This is a genomic window from Solwaraspora sp. WMMD792 (genome assembly GCF_029626105.1).
Taxonomy (GTDB): domain Bacteria; phylum Actinomycetota; class Actinomycetes; order Mycobacteriales; family Micromonosporaceae; genus Micromonospora_E.
Genome location: NZ_JARUBH010000009.1, coordinates 4,001,198 through 4,017,741 on the forward strand (window position 1 = coordinate 4,001,198; position 16,544 = coordinate 4,017,741).

General features: G+C 70.8%; 18 protein-coding genes. 9 read left to right on the forward strand and 9 right to left on the reverse strand.

The features are described 5' to 3' along the window. Positions 1-22: 22 nt before the first annotated feature. From O7629_RS18960 to O7629_RS18980, 5 genes are all read right to left on the reverse strand, one after another. Positions 23-751 carry a sugar phosphate nucleotidyltransferase gene (locus O7629_RS18960; protein WP_278174589.1) on the reverse strand — a complete coding sequence of 243 codons (729 nt, stop codon included), beginning with the start codon at positions 749-751 and terminating at the stop codon, positions 23-25. 25 nt (positions 752-776) lie between these two features. After that, positions 777-2,297, reverse strand: a complete 1,521-nt coding sequence (locus O7629_RS18965) for a hypothetical protein (protein ID WP_278170731.1) — start codon at positions 2,295-2,297, stop codon at positions 777-779. An 8-nt stretch (positions 2,298-2,305) separates the two neighbouring features. Beyond that, the gene (locus tag O7629_RS18970; RefSeq protein WP_278170732.1) at positions 2,306-4,543 is read right to left on the reverse strand and encodes an acyltransferase family protein; all 2,238 of its coding nucleotides are present in this window, start codon (positions 4,541-4,543) and stop codon (positions 2,306-2,308) included. A 139-nt stretch (positions 4,544-4,682) separates the two neighbouring features. Continuing rightward, entirely contained in the window at positions 4,683-5,513 is an 831-nt protein-coding gene (locus O7629_RS18975; protein WP_278170733.1) for an IclR family transcriptional regulator C-terminal domain-containing protein, read from the reverse strand. Between the two features lie 72 nt (positions 5,514-5,585). After that, a complete protein-coding gene (locus O7629_RS18980) occupies positions 5,586-7,046 on the reverse strand; it encodes an amidohydrolase family protein (RefSeq protein WP_278170734.1) in 1,461 nt (486 codons plus the stop codon). Between the two features lie 274 nt (positions 7,047-7,320). Between O7629_RS18980 and O7629_RS18985 the strand changes: the two genes are divergently transcribed. The 5 genes from O7629_RS18985 to O7629_RS19005 are packed head-to-tail and all read left to right on the forward strand — an operon-like array spanning position 7,321 to position 11,526. Further along, positions 7,321-8,505: a CoA transferase gene (locus O7629_RS18985; RefSeq protein WP_278170735.1), complete on the forward strand. Its 1,185-nt coding sequence runs from the start codon at positions 7,321-7,323 to the stop codon at positions 8,503-8,505. Continuing rightward, complete coding sequence (locus O7629_RS18990) at positions 8,487-9,284, forward strand: citryl-CoA lyase (protein WP_278170736.1); 798 nt, start codon at positions 8,487-8,489, stop codon at positions 9,282-9,284. The genes O7629_RS18985 and O7629_RS18990 overlap by 19 nt, the downstream gene beginning before the upstream one ends. A 42-nt stretch (positions 9,285-9,326) precedes the next feature. After that, entirely contained in the window at positions 9,327-10,190 is an 864-nt protein-coding gene (locus O7629_RS18995; RefSeq protein WP_278170737.1) for an extradiol ring-cleavage dioxygenase, read from the forward strand. Beyond that, positions 10,187-10,549: a hypothetical protein gene (locus O7629_RS19000; protein WP_278170738.1), complete on the forward strand. Its 363-nt coding sequence runs from the start codon at positions 10,187-10,189 to the stop codon at positions 10,547-10,549. Before O7629_RS18995 ends, O7629_RS19000 begins: the two co-directional genes overlap by 4 nt. After that, positions 10,549-11,526: a zinc-binding dehydrogenase gene (locus tag O7629_RS19005; protein WP_278170739.1), complete on the forward strand. Its 978-nt coding sequence runs from the start codon at positions 10,549-10,551 to the stop codon at positions 11,524-11,526. The genes O7629_RS19000 and O7629_RS19005 overlap by 1 nt, the downstream gene beginning before the upstream one ends. Before the next feature lie 15 nt (positions 11,527-11,541). Here O7629_RS19005 and O7629_RS19010 read toward each other — a convergent pair whose 3' ends face one another. From O7629_RS19010 to O7629_RS19025, 4 genes are all read right to left on the reverse strand, one after another. Next, complete coding sequence (locus O7629_RS19010) at positions 11,542-12,393, reverse strand: maleylpyruvate isomerase family mycothiol-dependent enzyme (RefSeq protein WP_278170740.1); 852 nt, start codon at positions 12,391-12,393, stop codon at positions 11,542-11,544. Between the two features lie 79 nt (positions 12,394-12,472). Next, a complete protein-coding gene (locus O7629_RS19015; RefSeq protein WP_278170741.1) occupies positions 12,473-12,940 on the reverse strand; it encodes a hypothetical protein in 468 nt (155 codons plus the stop codon). Beyond that, a complete protein-coding gene (locus O7629_RS19020) occupies positions 12,937-13,659 on the reverse strand; it encodes a hypothetical protein (RefSeq protein ID WP_278170742.1) in 723 nt (240 codons plus the stop codon). Before O7629_RS19020 ends, O7629_RS19015 begins: the two co-directional genes overlap by 4 nt. Next, positions 13,656-14,030, reverse strand: coding sequence for a hypothetical protein (locus tag O7629_RS19025; protein ID WP_278170743.1), 375 nt, complete (start codon positions 14,028-14,030; stop codon positions 13,656-13,658). Before O7629_RS19025 ends, O7629_RS19020 begins: the two co-directional genes overlap by 4 nt. A gap of 222 nt (positions 14,031-14,252) precedes the next feature. Between O7629_RS19025 and O7629_RS19030 the strand changes: the two genes are divergently transcribed. The 4 genes from O7629_RS19030 to O7629_RS19045 all read left to right on the forward strand — a co-directional run bounded on the left by O7629_RS19030 (position 14,253) and on the right by O7629_RS19045 (position 16,466). Further along, a complete protein-coding gene (locus O7629_RS19030) occupies positions 14,253-14,489 on the forward strand; it encodes a winged helix-turn-helix domain-containing protein (protein ID WP_278170744.1) in 237 nt (78 codons plus the stop codon). Between the two features lie 39 nt (positions 14,490-14,528). Continuing rightward, entirely contained in the window at positions 14,529-14,756 is a 228-nt protein-coding gene (locus O7629_RS19035; RefSeq protein WP_278170745.1) for a winged helix-turn-helix domain-containing protein, read from the forward strand. A 118-nt stretch (positions 14,757-14,874) separates the two neighbouring features. Further along, the gene (locus O7629_RS19040; RefSeq protein ID WP_278170746.1) at positions 14,875-15,393 is read left to right on the forward strand and encodes a GNAT family N-acetyltransferase; all 519 of its coding nucleotides are present in this window, start codon (positions 14,875-14,877) and stop codon (positions 15,391-15,393) included. 599 nt (positions 15,394-15,992) lie between these two features. Then, the gene (locus O7629_RS19045) at positions 15,993-16,466 is read left to right on the forward strand and encodes a hypothetical protein (RefSeq protein ID WP_278170747.1); all 474 of its coding nucleotides are present in this window, start codon (positions 15,993-15,995) and stop codon (positions 16,464-16,466) included. Positions 16,467-16,544: the final 78 nt, after the last annotated feature.

The following is a 16,544-nucleotide window of genomic DNA, read 5'->3' on the forward strand; positions in this document are numbered from 1 at the left end:
TCTGTCCGGTCCGGGCGCGCGTTCATGCGGGCTCCCGCAGCGCGGCCGGCAGCAGGATCGGTTTCAACGTCTCGAAGCTGCGATTCGCCTCGTCGTAGTCCTCGGGCCGACCGATGTCGAGCCAGTAGCCGTCGAAGTCGTAGGCGGCGGGCGGGTTGCCCTGGTTGATCAGGTCGATCATCAGCTGGTCGAAACCGAACGCGATGCCGCTCGGGTACGCCGCGATCGTCTGCCTGCTGAGCCCGTACACGCCCATGCTGACCCGGTAGTCCAGGGTGGGTTTCTCGTTGAACTCGACGACCTTGTCCCCCTCGACGGCGAGGACACCGAAGTCGACCTTCACCTTGCGCCGGAAGGTCGCCACGGTCACCGGGGCGCCCGAGTCGGTGTGGGCGCGCAGCAGGTCGGCGTAGTTGAGGTTGGTCAGGATGTCGCCGTTCATCACCAGGAACCGCTCCGGCAGCCGGTCGCGCATCGTGAACAGTGGTCCGACGGTGGACAGCGGAGTCCGCTCCTGCGCGTAGTCGACCGACAGTCCGTGCCGCGAGCCGTCGCCGACGAACGCCCGGATCAGCGAGCCGTGGTGGTTGATCGCCATGGTCACGGTCCGGAATCCGCAGGCGGCCAGCTGGTGCAGGACCACGTCGAGGATCGCGAAGTGCTCGCCGATCGGCACCAGTGGCTTGGGCAGCGCCGTGGTGTACGGCCGCAGCCGTACGCCTTTGCCGCCCGCCATGATCACGACATGCATGTCGTCCACCGGTGCACCCCTTCGGCTATTTGAGATGATTTGAGACTAGCAGCACATTAGGCACCGATTGTCGGTATTGACGATGACCGACGGCTGTCCGTGGCCGGCGCGCGATCGCGCAGAGCACCACGAGCGCCAGCGGCAGCGCCTCACCGAGGTAGAAGGCCAGGATGTTGTCCAGATCCGCAGTGACCAGGATGATCGTGATCGCGCACAGTGGCAGGCAGAGCAGCTTCGCCGCGAGGGCGTCACGACGCCTCGCCTGCGCGTAGTACCGGGTGGCGAACCGCAGGAACAGCCCGAGGAACACGAACGACAGCAGGCCGCCGGCCGGTCCGAAGTTGAGGATCGCCTCGCCGGTGACGCCGAAGACCCGTTGGGAGCTCACCCCGGACTCGTACACGCCCGGCCCGTACAGCACTTCCGTACCGACCGCCGACTTGCTCCGGAACCGCTCGGTGCCCAAGCTGCCCGGCACCAGCAGTAGCGGCGCGGCGACGTAGGTGCTCCCGTAGCTCCAGCCGGCGGCACCGACACGTTGCCGGTCCAGCAGCAGCGCCTGAACGTCCGCCCGACCCAGATCGGCCAGCAGCACCGTCGGCAGGTCACGGCCGGTCTCCGCGGAGACCTCCTCGACGGTACGGGTGCCCTTGGCGATGTCGACGACCTCCACCCCGGCACCCTTGTAGAGCCCGTACGCGTACACGAACATGACCACGGCCACCGCCGAGGCGACGAACGCCTTCCGGGTGATCGGCCGGATCAGCAGATGCACCAGGACCAGGCCGAGCACCAGCGGCCACAGCACCGCCGACCGGCTGCCCCGCAGGCCGCCCACCAGGAACTGGACCGCGACCAGACCGACCAGCAGCAGCACCACCAAGTCGGCGCGGCGGCGCAGCAGCTGCCGCCAGCGCACCAGGACCAGGCAGAACAGCAGCAGCGGGAAGGACTCGCTGATCAGCAGCAGCCAACCCAGCCCGGCGAACGCCTCGCGGTCCTGGGTCATCGCGGTGAGGAAGCCGCCCGGCCCGCCGAGCAGCACCACCTCGACGCCGAACGCCAGGACGCCGATGGCGACGGCGACCAGGGCGACCGACTGGAAGCGCGCCGGGTCGAGCCGGGGCGGCGCGGACCGGCGCGGACCCCGACCGGGCAGCGACAGGACCACCCGGTAGACGACCAACCCGACCATGTTCAGCAGCGCCATCGTGCCCAGCGCGGATCGCCACCCGGACCCCGACGGGTGCAGCAGCGTCGGCCAGTAGTCCAGCACCACGTGCAGCACCGGCACGAGGTAGTAGAAGTGGACGCCGAACAGGCCGAGGACCGCCTGCGGGTCGAACACGTCGCGCCGTCGCAGCAGCCACTGGAAGGCGTCGACTCCGATCAGTACGCCGCAGACCGTGACCGGGATCAGGAACCAGTGCCGCAACCGGGGATCCACACAGGCCAGCACCGCGCTGGCGGCCGGGATCAGAGTGGCGGCCAGCAGCCAGCTCGTCGCCGGCGTATGCGCGTCGTCACCCGGGCCAGAACCAGTCACGGTGCCCACTAGGCGCCCAGCAGCCCGATCTGCTCGTCCAACGCCCGCCACAGCAACCGCGAGTAGGTGGCCGAGATGTGGTTGCCGTCGCGCAGCGTGACCACGTTGCCGACCAGCGCCGGGCAGACCGTCGACGTGCAGAACCACGGGGTCGGGTCGACGACCAGTGCGCCCCGATCTCGCGCGGCGTCGGCGATCATCTGCCGTCGACGGGGCTCCAGCACCACGTCGGACACCGCACCGTGACAGGTCCGCGCGTCGGTCAGGTGCAGCGCCAGGCAGTCGACCACGGTCGCCGGCAGCCACGGTACGTCACCGATCAGCACCACCTCGCTGCCGGTGGACCTGATCGTGTCGACGGTCCGGGCCCAGCCGTCGGTCCAGACCTGGTCCCGGTCGGTGTACCCGCCGACCGGGTCGCCGAAGGTGTAGTTGGTCGACGAGGTGACCACCATCGCGGGTCGCAGCTCCCCGATCCGCCGCAGGGCCTGCTCCCGCCACTGGACGCACTCGTCGTACGGCCGGTTGACCGAGTCCAGGTGGAAGCGCACCGACGCGGCACTGCAGAACCCCTTGACCATGACGACCAGTCGCCAGTCGCGCTCGTCGGCCAGCCGGCGCACCGCCGGGAACCAGCTGCCCGCGTGCGAGTCGCCGAACAGCACCACGGTCTGCCGCGCGGCCGGGTCGCCGTACTCGCACGGGTGGTCGCTGCCGGTGTCGGTGATCCGCAGCACGACGCAGCCGTCGTGGAACACGGCCGGAATGTCGGTGGTCACCTCGGGCAGCGGCGGGGTCAGGTTGGCCGGCACCGGGCCGGTCTCGACACTGGCGGCGACCAACCGGGCCAGGTCACGCTCGACGTCGGCCGAGGCGGCCAGCATGGCGGCGGTGTCGACCGGCCGGCCCGGCCCCACCAGCGTCGGCTTCGTCGCCAGCGCCGGCACCGCCACCGCGACGACGGCGGCCGACGCCACGGCGGCCAGGCCGATCGTGCGCCACGGCCGGACCGTGCGCCGGCGCCGCCGCAACGGGGCCTCGACGAGCAGGTACGTGCCGGCGGCGGCGACCAACGCGCCGCCGACCAGGCCCAGGTTCTGCCAGATCGTGCCGTGCCCGCCGAGCAGGGCGGCGCCGATCACCAGGAACGGCCAGTGCCACAGGTACCACGAGTACGACAGCCGTCCGATCCACTGCATCGGACGTAGCGCGAGCAGCCCGCCGGCCCCACCGCTGTGCGGCGCGCAGCCGGCGGCGATCACCAGCGCCGCACCGGCCACCGGCAGCAGCGCCGGGTAGCCGGGGAACGGGGTGGTGCTGTCGAACAGCAGGGCTGCCGCCAGCACGGCGGCCAACCCGGTCCAGGCCATGGCGGCGGCGAGCCGGGCCGGGAGCCGCGACGCGGCGCCGGCCCCGAGGGCGATCAGCACGCCGGCCAGCAACTGCCAGGCCCGCGCCGGGGAGCCGAAGTACGCGTACCCGGGCGACGTCGCGGTCAGCCAGACGCAGAGCGCGAAGGAGAGCACGGCGACGCCGGCCACGACAGCGGACACCAGCCGCAGATCGCCCGGACGCCACCAGGACCGGGCCGGCCGCCAGCGCAGCAGTCGGGGCAGGCCGAGCAACGCGAGCAGCAGCAGCGGCCAGCACAGGTAGAACTGCTCCTCCACCGCCAGCGACCAGTAGTGCTCCAGCGGCGACTCCCGGCGCATCGTGTCCAGGTAGTCGACACTGTTGCGGGCCAGCAGGAAGTTCACGCAGTACGCGGCGCTCGCGATCGCCTGGGTGGCGATCCACTGCAGTTGCAGCGGCAGCCACCACCAGGCGGCGACCAAGGTGGTGATCAGCACCAGGACGGCGGCGGGCAGCAGCCGTCGGGCGCGCCGGGCGTAGAAGCCGAGGATGGAGATGGTGCCGTCGGTGGCGTACTCGCGCAGCAGCACCGAGGTGACCACGAAGCCGGAGATGACGTAGAAGACGTCGACGCCGACGTAGCCGCCGCCGAACAGCGGGACGCCCGCGTGGTAGAGCACGACGAGCAGTACGGCGACCGCACGCAACCCTTCGATGTCCCGCCGGAACGTGCCGTGCCCCCGGCCGCCGGTGATGACCGGCCGGGCCGGCCCCCGAGCCGCGCCCTCGGCCGCCCCCGGCGGCTTCTCCCGGACCGGAGCGGTGGTAGCGGCGCCGGCCGGATTGGCCGCGCGCCCCGGCACGCCCGTCGTGGCCAGCTCGGAACTGGTCATCCGCTGCGCACCTACTCTCCGAACCCTGACAGGTACGGACAGTTCTATCAGTGCTTTTTGTGGCAAGAGCGATGTTTGCCGAATTAACTCTTTAAATCGGAAAAATCACCCAAGGATGATGAAGTGGGGTGCCTGCTGGTCATCTGCTGGCCGGCTCCGGATCCGACTGCTGCCGGACGGTGGTCATCGGCACCGCGCCGAGTCGCGCCCAGTCGTGGCTGATCTCGGCGGCGGTGCTCAGCAGGCGCGGCAGGTGCTCGCCGGTCAGCTTCTCCATCGACGTCTCGGCGGCGTGCACGGTCACGTTCACCGCCGCGACGACCCGGCCGTCGCCGTCGCGTACCCCGGTCGCCACCGACCGAATGCCGGCGGCCAGATCCTGGTCGGCGGCGGCCCAGCCGCGGGCCCGGACCTCGCGCAGCACCCGGTCGAGCTCGGCGCGGTCGGGCCGCCAGCGCGGGGTGATCCCGGACCGGCCTGGGTGGGCCAGCGTGGCGGTCAGCTCGTCCGGTTCGAGCGCGGCGAGCAGCACCTTTCCCATCGAGGTGGCGACCGCCGGGAACCGGGTGCCGATGGTCACCGCGAGGGTGACGATCTTCGGTACGGCGACCCGGGTGACGTAGACGATGTCGCTGCCGTCGAGCTGCGCCATCGACGTCGACTCGCCGGTCTGCCCGACCAGGCGCTGCATGTGTGGGCGGGCCACGTCCCAGATGCTCAACGCGTTGACGTAGGTCATGCCGAGTTCGAGCACCCGCGGGGTGAGGGAGAACCCCCGGTCCGGGCTGCTGCGCACGTACCCCAGCTCGTCGAGGGTGAGCAGGATCCGCCGTACCGTCGGACGGGCCAGCCCGGTCGCCGCCGCAATCTCACTGAGCGTCATGGTGGGGCGGCCCGGCGGAAAGCAGCGCAGCACGTCGAGGCCACGGGCCAACGCCTCGATGAAGTCTGCTCCGGCCTCGCGCGCCACGGCGGCCCCTTCTCGGTGATGATCGGCGGTCCGCCCCGGCGGGCGGTCGACCCGCCGGGGCCCGTCAGACGGTCAATGCTTCCATTGGGCGCTGCCGGCGTCCCACTGGGTGTAGGTGTACGGGTTGTCCAGCACCTTGGTCTCTGGGATGTCCGGGTTCATCCCCTTGGTCCAGGCGTCGTCGCCCATCTCGGCGGTGAGGTGCTCGATGGTGCGCGTCACGGCGGCGCGGGCGGCGGCCAGGTCGACGTCGACGAGGCGGTGCTCGTGCTTGACCAGCCGGCCGTCGATCACCACGCTGTGCACGTCGCCGCGCTGGGCCTGGAACGCGACATGGCCGTACGGGTGCAGAACCGGGAACATCACCGGCGAGGCGTCATTCTTGATCAGCACCACGTCGGCCTTGCGGCCCGGGGTGAGCGCACCGACCAGGCTGTCCATGCCGAGCGCCCGCGCCCCGCCCCGGGTGGCCCAGTCGACGACCTGCTCGGCCCGCAGGTGACAGTGGGTGACGGTCTCCTGCCGGCCGTGCGCCTCGAGGTGTTCGCGGGAGCGGTCGGCGCTGAGCGTGGCGCGCATCGCGGAGAACAGGTCGCCGCTCCACCAGACGCTGGTGTCCATCGACAGCGACACCGGGATGTCGTGCTGGCGCAGCTGCCAGGTGGGCGGGTAGCCCTGGCCGGCGCTCTGCTCGCTCTCGGTGGAGACCGAGGCCGAGCCGCCGGTGGCAGCGATCCGGTTGTACGAGTCGCGGTTGAGGGTGGCGGCGTGCACGTAGACGGTCGACTCGGTCATGAAGCCGTTCTCGTGCATCAGCCGGATGCCGTCGTCGTTGGTGGCACCCCAGACCCCGGCGTGGGTGGTGACCGGCACGCCGAGCTCGCGGGCCACCTCGAAGGCGGCCTTCTCCGGGAAGGTCGGGTCGCCGGTGACGTCGAAGGCCATCTGGAAGCCGAGCATGTCGCCCCGGCCGTGGACGCGGCGGGTGACGAAGTCGCGGAAGTCGGGGCTGGTGGCCCACTCCCAGGGGCCCTGCTGCAGGTTGCCGTAGGCCAGGACGAACCGGCCGGGGACGGCTTCCAGGGCGTCCACGGCGGCGTCGGCGTGCTGCGGGGTCTGCAGCCCGTGTGACCAGTCGACGGTGGTGGTGACCCCGGCGTCGATGGCCTCGATCGCGGCGAGGAGGTTGCCGGCGTACACGTCCTCGGGTCGGAACAGTTTGCCGGATTCGAGGTAGTACCAGACGAAGTACTGGGTCAGCGTCCAGTCGGCGCCGTACCCACGCATCGCGGTCTGCCACATGTGCCGGTGGGTGTCGATCATGCCGGGCATGACGATGCCGCCGGCCGCGTCGATCTCCAGCGTCCCGTCGGGTACGGCGAGCGCCTCGCCGACCTCGGCGATCCGGTCGCCGACGATCAGCACGTCGGCGCGGGGCAGCACCGTGTGGCTGTCGTCCATGGTCAGCACCAGGCCGTTACGGAAGACCACCGGCCGGCCGGCTGCCGCGCTCCGCTGCGCGTCTGTGCTCATCAGCGCCTCTCCCATCCGCTCCACAGGCTTTCGGACCACTGTCCGCTAGACGGTCAATCACGATTCCTGCCAGTGTGTTCCGGGTCACGAGCGACGTCAAGAGAAGATTTCAAACTTGTTTCACCCTAACCTTGAGCACCTTGAACAGGAAGTTTGCTGAGAGCTTGCCGATGCGGGTTGACACGCTCGGATCCGCAACCGAGACTCGATTCTCGGACGATCGTCCGCTGTACGGTCACATTGCCCGTACGGGCACGAGGGAGGCGACCAGAAGATGGCCGAGCACCACGCATCGGGAGCCGACGCGCGACCAGCCGGTGGCACCGGGCCGCTGCACGGTCTACTGGTCGCCGACTTCTCCCGGATCCTCGCCGGCCCGTACGCCACCATGCTGCTCGCCGACCTCGGCGCCGAAGTGATCAAGGTCGAGGGGCCCAGCGGCGACGACACGCGTACCTGGATGCCGCCGACCCGCGACGGCGTCTCCACGTACTACCTGGGGATCAACCGCAACAAACGGTCCATCGCCCTGGACCTCAAGAACCCCGACGACCTGGACGTCGCCCGCCGGCTCGCCGACCGCGCCGACGTCATGATCGAAAACTTCCGGCCCGGCGGGCTGCGCCGCTTCGGCCTGGACTACGACAGCGTCGCCGCCCGCAACGCCAAGATCATCTACGCGTCGATCAGCGGATTCGGCACCGGTGCCGGCGCCGCCTACCCCGGCTACGACCTGATGGTGCAGGCCGTCTCCGGGCTGATGAGCCTCACCGGCGACCCCGACGGGTCGCCGTACCGGGCCGGCATCAGCGTCTTCGACGTGATGTCCGGGCTGCACGCCAGCATCGGCATCCTCGCCGCCCTGCACCACCGCGACACCACCGGCACCGGCCAGCACGTCGAGGTCAACCTGCTGTCCTCGGCACTGTCCGGGCTGGTCAACCACAGCAGCGGGTACGTCGCCGGCGGCGTGGTGCCGTTCCGGATGGGCAACGCCCACCCCAGCCTGTTCCCGTACGAGCCGCTGCCGGTCGCCGACGGCGAACTCATCGTCATCGCCGGCAACGACGGGCAGTTCCGCAAACTGTGCGAGGTGCTCGGCGTACCGGAGCTGGTCGACGACCCCCGCTTCGGCCGCAACCAGGACCGCACCGCCAACCGCGAGGCGCTACGCCCGCTGCTGGTCGAGCAGCTGCGCAAACGCACCCGTGACGAGTGGTTCGAGGTTCTGTTGGCCGCCGGGGTGCCGTGCGCGCCGATCAACACCATCGACGGCGGGGTGGCGCTCGCGCAGCGGCTCGGCCTCGACCCGGTGGTCACCGTCGGCGACGGCGCGGCGGCCGTGCCCGGCATCCGGCACCCGATCACCCTGTCGCAGACCCCGGCACGCTACGACACGCCGCCGCCCGCACTCGACGAACACGGTGAGGAGATCCGCGCATGGCTGACGAGCAGCTGAGCTTCCCGACCTCGATCGGCACCTCCGACCGGACCAGCATCCGGCTGCTCGGCCAGGACCTCGCCGAGGACCTGATGGGCAAGGTCGGCTTCGGTGAGCTGGCGTACTGGCTGGTCGCCGGCCGCCGACCCACCCCCGGGCAGGTCCGGGTCCTCGAAGCGGTGCTCGTCGCGCTGGCCGACCACGGCTTCACCCCGACGGCGATCGCCGCCCGGCTCACGTACCTCAGCGCCCCCGAGTCGCTGCAGGGCGCCATCGCCGCCGGGCTGCTCGGCGGCGGCTCCCGCTTCCTCGGCGTCACCGAGGACTGCGGCCGGTTCCTCGCCGACACCCTCGCCGGGCTCGACAGCCACCCCGACGACGACGCCGGCTGGGACGAGGTCGCCCTGACGGCGGTCCGCGCCGCCCGCGCCGCCAAGCAGCTGCTGCCCGGCCTCGGCCACCCGGTCCACAAGGACGTCGACCCGCGTACCCCGGTGTTGATCCGCATCGCGGACGCCGAAGGTCTGCGCGGGCCGCACCTGCGGCTGTTCGAAGCGATCGGCCGGATCCACCCGCAGGTCCTCGGCCGCACCCTGCCGCTCAACGGCGCCGGGGTGTGCGGTGCCGCGCTGGCCGACCTGGACCTGCCGGTCGACCTGCTGCGCGGCTTCGCCCTGCTGGCCCGCACCGCCGGGCTGCTCGGCCACCTCGCCGAGGAACGCCGCAACCCGCTCGGCATGGACATCTACCGCACCGTCGACCGCAACGCCCGCTACGTCGCCCCGACCGACAGCTGATCCCCCGCCCCCGCCTGATCCCGACTCTTGGAAGGAGCGGCCATGGCCAGCATCGTCGCGGTCATCGCCTCCACCCACCACCCGTTCTACTACCGCGCCACTACCGCCACCGGCGACGACCGGCCACCCTTCGCCGACGAGTGGCAGCGCAAGATCCTCGCCTTCCGGGAGACCCTCACCAAGGCCAACCCGGACGTGCTGGTGATGGTCGGCTCCGACCACTTCCACCAGCTGTGGCTGGACAACATGCCGCAGTTCCTGGTCGGCAAGGCGCCGTTCTACGACGCCAACTGGTACAACGAGGAACGCGAGTTCGGCCTGCCCCGGATGCTGCTCACCGGCCAGGAGGACCTGTCGGCCCATCTGCTGCGGGCCGGCCTGGACGCCGGCTTCGACCTGGCGTTCAGCAACGAGCTGCGGATCGACCACAGCATCACCTGCCCGATCATCACCCTGCGGCCCGAGGCCGACCTGCCGATCGTGCCGATCTACACCAACATCTTCGCCCCGCCGCTGCCGCAGCCGAAACGCTTCGTGCAGCTCGGCGAGGCGATCCGGGACATCGTCGCGTCGTGGCCGAGTCACCTGCGGGTGGCGATCATCGGTACCGGGCACCTGTCGCTGGAGCTGGGCGGGCCCCGCCAGTTCGGCCCGCACGGCCCGGACCCGGAGTTCGACCAGCGGGCGGTGGAGTGGATCGCCAACGGTGACCTGGACGGCTGCCTGGCCGAGGTCACCCTGGACAGCCTGCACTCCCCCGGCAACGCCACCCACGGCTTCATGGACTTCATGCTGATGATGGGGGTCGCCGGAGCCGGCGCGAAGGCCGACCACGTCGACACCCTCGACCTGTTCCACACCATGGAGGCCTACTTCACCTGGTACCCGAACGGAGCGCCGGCATGAGCAAGTACCTTGTGGACAAGTTCCTCTACACCGTCGACCGGGACCCGGAGCTGGTCGAGCGCTACCGGTCCGAGCCGCAGGAATTCGTCACCTGGTGGGAGGCGGAACGGGCGAACTCCGTACTGAACTGCCACACCGGTGAGGCCAGCACCTGGCTGCGCTTCACCGACGACGAACGCGACGCCCTCGCAGCCCACGACCACGTCCGGCTGTTCGAGCTGGGCGCGCACCCGTTCCTCACGTTGACGTTGTTCATCGCCATGTTCGAACGCGACCACGACGAGCCGTTGGCCTACCAGAAGCAGTACGGGCTGCGGCTGGCCCACTTCGCGTTGCCGTACCCGGACATCGCCACCTGATGGCCGCCTCGGAGTCGATGACCGCCGCCGTGCTCACCAGGTACGGCGAACCACCGACCGTGCAGCGCCGGCCCCGGCCGAGACCCGCCGCCGGGCAGGTGCTGGTCCGGGTCGACGCCGCGCCGATCACCCCACTGGACCTGCTCTGCGCCTCCGGCAGCTCCTACCTGGGCGCGCCGGCCCTGCCGTACGTGCCCGGGGTGCAGGGCGTCGGCACCCTCGCCGACGGCTCCGGAGTGTGGTTCCCGACCCGCGCCGGGATGGCAGCGGGCGACGGCGGCCTCGCCGGGTACGCCACCGTGGCCGTCGCCGACCTGGTGCCGCTGCCCGACGGGGTGGACCATCGGCTGATCGCCGCGCTCGGCTACTCGGCGGTCGCCGCCTGGTCGGCGCTGACCCTGCGGGGTGGGCTGCGCGCCGGGGAGGACGTGCTGATCCTCGGGGCCAGCGGCACCGTCGGGCAGGCCGGGGTGCAGATCGCCCGGCTGGTCGGGGCCCGCCGGGTCACCGCCGCCGCCCGGTCGACCGCCGCCGCCGAGCGGCTACGGGCCCTCGGTGCCGACGCGGTGGTGCCGCTGCGCGCCGACGACGACGTACCCGGGCTCGCCGACCGGCTGCGCGATGCCGCCGGCGGCCCGGTCGACCTGGTCCTCGACCCACTGTTCGGGGTGCCGGCGGCAGCGGCGCTGCGGGTGCTGCGGCCCGGTGGCCGGCTGGTCAACCTGGGCGGCTCGGCCGGGGCGACCGCCCCGATCGACTCGGCCACGCTGCGCGGCGGCTCGCTACGGGTGCTCGGCTACACCAACAACGAGCTGACCGGGCAGCAGCGGGCGGCGGCGGTCGCCGCGATCGCCGGGCATGCCCACGCCGGCCGGTTGACCGTCGACCACCAGGTGCGGCCGCTTGACGAGGTGGCCGCCGCCTGGCAGGCCCAGGCCGACGGGTCGGCCGGCGCCCGGATCGTCATCACCCCGTAGGCGCCTGTGCCACCGTCAGACCGCAGTCTCCTCGGCCGGGGTGGTGAAGAAGGTGGCGAGGACGGTCAGGGCGGTACGCGACCCGTCGGGCACGCCGTCGAGCACCGCGGCCGAGCCCCGCCCGGCCAGTGCGTCGGTCACCTCGGTGGCCGGCGGGCCGGCCGTCGCCGCCCGGGTCGCGGTGAGCGTCGCGGTCAGCGTCACCGATTCGTCGGCGGCCACCTCGAATACGCCACCGCCGTCGCCGCCGAGTTCGAGACGCTGGCGCACCTGGGCACCGAACTTCTGCGCCACGGCCGCCGCGATGAGCAGCCCGTACGCGGTCGCGTAGCTGGTCGCCTCGGGGTCGGTCGGGCGGTCGACGCCGAGCGGTAGGAAGATGTCGCGTTCATGCAGCCACGAGTCCCACAGCACGTGCAGTGCCTGCACCGTCCAGTCCATCGGCCCGTACGGCAGGACGACGTCGAACCGGTCGTCGCGGGCCAGCCGGTCCCGGGCCACGGCGAGTGCCTTCTCCGTGGTCGTGACAAGCCGGTCGAGGGTGTCGGCCGGTGACTCGCCGGCCGACGCCGCGAGCCATTGGCGAGGGGTGGTCCGGGGGTCGAAACCGGCCGTCACATCGAACATCCGGTCGCCTGGGTCGGCGGCGACCGCGCCGGTGACGTCGCCCAGGTGTCGGACGGTGTCCTGCACCGACCATCCGGGGCAGCGGCTCGGCGCGGACCACTGCTCGGGGCTCAGACTCCGCAGGTCGTCGCAGAGCTGCCGCCGTTGAGCGGCGAAGACGTCGAGCAGCCGTACCGAATCCAAATCGGACCGACCGGCGGTCCGCAGCAGCAGCTTGTGTGGTGGGCTGTTCCCGGTCATCGTCGCGTCCCCTCCAGTCGCCGAAGGCACAGCATATTCCGGAGTTGGTCCATCAGGGATCGACGGTCGAGGCGGATGCCTAGCCGGGCGGCGACGCGGTGGTGACCATGGCGTCGACCTCGCGTAGCAGTGCGTCGTAGCCGGCCGGGCTGGGCTGCTCGTCGCTGACCAGGGCGACGGTGAGCAACGTCTGTACGGTGACGTTCTCCGCGGTGGCCGGCAACGTCTCGTGGGCGCCGAGCGCGGCAAGCAGCAGGTTCTCCGCGATGACCGGGTCGACCATGGTGCGGTCGGGGTCGAAGCGTTCCCGGACGCTGGCCACGAAGCGGATCACCGCGCCGTGGTCGTCGCGGCGGAACCGCCGGTCGGCACAGAGCACGAACAACGCGCTGAGCAGGTCAAGATAATGTTGGCGGTCGGCTTCGGTGAACCGCTGCACCCAGCGGTCATGGGCGTGCACCTGCCCGGCCATCAGATAGCTCAGCGCCGCCACCGGCTGCTTGCTCGGCGCCGGCTGGTTGGTCGTCACCGGCTTCTTGGTCGTCACAGGCGGATCTCCCGCTTCACGCTGTTCCACAATGTCCGACGAAACACCTGCCAGCGGGTCCGGAACCGCAGGTGCCGACGGTTGGCGGCCACTACCGTCGCCGCCATCCGGGTGCCGATGGCAAGGGCGTCCCCGTTGGGGCTGGCTATCGGATGCACCGCAGCCAGCCGGGCGGTCCGCGCCGCCGGCGGATCGGCACCAGTGTCGAGGGCATCAATGTAGCGGTCCACCGCGCCGGTGCCGACGCTCAGACTGACCTCGACATCATGCAGTCGGCTCAGCGCGACGGCCAGCCGGTCGGCGGTGGCCTGGGCGTGCGGGTGTTCGCTGCGGTGCAGCCGGTCAGCGGCGTACGCGACCCGTTTCCGCAGGTCAGGCAGCTGGGCGGCGGCGTGCGCAGCGTGGTGGCGAGCGGTCTGCAGGCCGTACAGAATGGACGCGACCGCGACCGGCCGGCCACCCGGCAGCTGCGGGCGGCCGGCGCTGACGGCGTCGAGGACTTCGCCGTACGCCTCCCACGCTTCATGCAACGCGGCCTGGTAACGGTCGGTGGCGAGTCGGGCGTCCGGGTGCCGGGTGCCGTCGAGCTGCTCCTCGGCGTGGGTGACGGTGGTCTCCATCGCCAGGGCGACGGTCCGCAGGACGTCGATCGTGTCGGCGGCCACCTGCAACGCCTGCCCGTCAGCGGTGTCGGTCCGCTCAACTGGTGCGTCGGTCATGCCGACCTCCGCCACCAGGTGAACCGCGCCTGGCCGGCGTCGGTGGTCCGGGCCGGGTCGAGCAGGGTCGCGCCGGGCCGACGGAACGGCAGCCGGTGGTAGCGGGCCAGGGTCGCTTCGGCGGCGGCCAGGTCAGCGCAGGGGCCGGGCCGTCCGCAGCCCAGACAACACCCGTTGTACGCCGATGTGGTGTGCGTGTCGACGGCCTGTTGCGCCGCGACGACCAACTTCCGGGCATACGCGGTGTAGACGCTGCCGGCGGACGAGGCCACCGACTGTCCGGCGGTCACCGGCTGTCCGTCGGGTTGGATCTCGGGGTGCTGTTGTTGGCGGTTGGGCAGGGTGGTGGCAGGTCGGGGGTCGATTGTCACCGGTCGGTGCCTCCCGTTCAGGCGTGGAGAGGGCGCACCTGGTCAGCCGGCGGGGCGGCCGGCTGACCAGGCTCCTTGCGGGGAACCAGCTCCGGGTTTGCAGACCAAGGAGCCGGGCTGAACTTTGTCATACTAGTCTGTACAAGTCAACTCCCTACTAGTCTCTACTTGTCTGACCAGCGCAGGGCGTGATCAAATGGCGGTGCAGACCAGGGAGTCCAGATGCCCGCCAAACCGAAGTGGGCGCAGATCGCCGATCACGTCCGTGAGCAGATCGCGTCCGGCCAGCTCAGTCCAGGCGACAAGCTGCCCTCGACCGCCGAAATGCGCTCCGAATACGGCGTCTCCGCTGGCGTCGTTCGGCACGCCATCCTCGTGTTGCAGATGGAGCGCTTGGTCCATGGCGTACACGGGCTTGGGGTGTTCGTCGCCGACCGCGACGAGGCCGCCGGCTCGTAGCGCTGGCGTACCCGCTGCCGGCTGTCGTCAGGAGGGCCAGTGGCCGTAGCGCCGCAGTGGGAGCAGGTCGCGGACGACATCCAGGTGCAGGTCGAGTCCGGTCGACTGCGTCCGGGCGATCGACTGCCGCCCACCGACCAGTTGCGGGAACAGCACCGGGTCGCGACGTCAGTCGTCCGCCAGGCCATCCTCATGCTGCGGGCAGAGGGCGTAGTCCGGTGCGTACCCGGGGTGGGCGTACTCGTTGCCGGCTCGCAGCCGGTGTAGCTCAAGATCATGTGAGCGCTATGGACGTCTCGTCGACGTTGAGACGTCCATAGCGCTCACATGATCTTGGGTGTCAGCAGGCGGATCACCCGGCGCCGGCCGCAGATAGGCTGCACGGATGCATCATCCAGCGCAACCGCAGGTGCGCCGAGCAACGAAGGCCGACGCTCCCGCCCTGGTACGACTGCGGGTCGTCATGCTGCGCGATATGGGCGCACCGGTCGGCGATGAGACGGCCGAGTGGCGGTCGGCAGCCCTAGACTGGTTCGCCCAGTCACTCGGCGGCCCTGAGATGTTCGCGGCGTTCGTGGTCGACGACCCGCAGCACGGCATCGTCAGCAACGCCGTCGGCCAGTGCGACCGGCACGCCCCCTCCCCCGGCAACCCGGGCGGGCTGCGCGGGCACCTGTTCAACGTGTGCACCGAGCCGGCCCATCGTGGCCGCGGCTACGCCCGCGACTGCGTGCGGGCCCTGCTGGACTGGTTCGCCACCGACACCACGGTCAGCGTCGTCGACCTGAACGCCACGGCCGGCAGCGGAAACCTGTACCAGTCGATGGGCTTCGCCCCGGCACGCCACACGGCGTTGCAACTACGCCGCGACCAGATGAGCATCCCGGTACCACCCGCCGGCTGAATCCCTCACGGAAGCTGGCGGATCAACCTACAGGTTTGACAGGTACGCCTTCAGGCTCTTGACTGCTTGGTGAGTCAGGATCGCAGCTTCCTCGACGTTGGCACGGGACAGCTCCGACGATTTTCCGGCTCCCCGGCGAGCAGGGCGTCAAGCTCGTCGGCTGAAGTGCCGGGCGCTTCCGCGAGGCGCGCTCGGGTCAGCGGGTACGGCTCAGCCTTACCCTGATCCCACCGGGCCACGGTGGTCCGATCGACCTGCAGACGCTCGGCCAGCCCTTCCTGACTGAAGCCGGCCACCCTGCGCCTCCTGATGAAGCTGTCCCGCCGTCCGGTCAACTGGACGCCCTCCCGTCGCAGCCCATCCACAGTGTGCGCAAGGAACGCAGATCGGAGAGATCAATTCGACGGGCTGTGGACAACTCGCACTCGCCATCTTTCGTGGAAGTCCACTCCTCCTCCTTGCCCCCAACGTTCTTCTTTCTTGTTAGTTCGATTGCGTGGGAAGCTGCAGGAGTGCCAATAACGGCGACGGCGACCGGAGCGGGCGCGGTCTCGCCCCGAACGACGGAGGCGCTCGGCCAACGTCAGGAGGTACGGCAAGTGAGCGGAGCGGGCAGCGGTTGGCAGGCGTACCCGGATGCCGTCGACGACCACGTGGACCTGCCGCCGGTCAGGCCCGGCCGCGTCGTCGGCGTCGGAGCCATCTGCGACCTCCGACCGCAGCAGGCCGATGCGGCCGATACTCAGAGCTCCTCCGTCGGCGAGTTCGTCATGCTGGACGACGGTCGGCGGGTGCTGCTGCACCAGGACCGCGGCTTCACACTCGGTCGGCGGTCGGCGCGCGCTGCGCGTCCAGATGCCGACCCGGTTGACGAGCCCCGGGAAAGTGTCACCCGGTCCGTGTTGACCGTGGTGCTTCCCGATGACGAAGAGACCGCCGAGGAGCATCCCTGGTCGTGGCTGGCTGACCTCGCACGCTCCCGTGGTCTGGACGTGGTCGCGGACGACCTGCGGGCTCTGCCGTACGAGGTGGTCCTCACCGACGACGTGACCCGCTGGCTCGCACGCGGCTGACGCTCGCTGACGGCCGACGCGACGGGACCCGGGATCCGCCGGGTTCGGGCCGGTCGGACCAGGTGGGGTGTCGACCGG

Excerpts from the sequence above, each read along its gene's own strand:
- O7629_RS18960 (WP_278174589.1), bottom strand. The coding sequence starts at position 751 with ATGCATGTCGTGATCATGGCGGGCGGCAAAGGCGTACGGCTGCGGCCG.
- O7629_RS18970 (WP_278170732.1), bottom strand. The coding sequence starts at position 4,543 with ATGACCAGTTCCGAGCTGGCCACGACGGGCGTGCCGGGGCGCGCGGCC.
- O7629_RS18980 (WP_278170734.1), bottom strand. The coding sequence starts at position 7,046 with ATGAGCACAGACGCGCAGCGGAGCGCGGCAGCCGGCCGGCCGGTGGTC.
- O7629_RS18985 (WP_278170735.1), top strand. The coding sequence starts at position 7,321 with ATGGCCGAGCACCACGCATCGGGAGCCGACGCGCGACCAGCCGGTGGC.
- O7629_RS18990 (WP_278170736.1), top strand. The coding sequence starts at position 8,487 with ATGGCTGACGAGCAGCTGAGCTTCCCGACCTCGATCGGCACCTCCGAC.
- O7629_RS18995 (WP_278170737.1), top strand. The coding sequence starts at position 9,327 with ATGGCCAGCATCGTCGCGGTCATCGCCTCCACCCACCACCCGTTCTAC.
- O7629_RS19000 (WP_278170738.1), top strand. The coding sequence starts at position 10,187 with ATGAGCAAGTACCTTGTGGACAAGTTCCTCTACACCGTCGACCGGGAC.
- O7629_RS19005 (WP_278170739.1), top strand. The coding sequence starts at position 10,549 with ATGGCCGCCTCGGAGTCGATGACCGCCGCCGTGCTCACCAGGTACGGC.
- O7629_RS19010 (WP_278170740.1), bottom strand. The coding sequence starts at position 12,393 with ATGACCGGGAACAGCCCACCACACAAGCTGCTGCTGCGGACCGCCGGT.
- O7629_RS19020 (WP_278170742.1), bottom strand. The coding sequence starts at position 13,659 with ATGACCGACGCACCAGTTGAGCGGACCGACACCGCTGACGGGCAGGCG.
- O7629_RS19030 (WP_278170744.1), top strand. The coding sequence starts at position 14,253 with ATGCCCGCCAAACCGAAGTGGGCGCAGATCGCCGATCACGTCCGTGAG.
- O7629_RS19040 (WP_278170746.1), top strand. The coding sequence starts at position 14,875 with ATGCATCATCCAGCGCAACCGCAGGTGCGCCGAGCAACGAAGGCCGAC.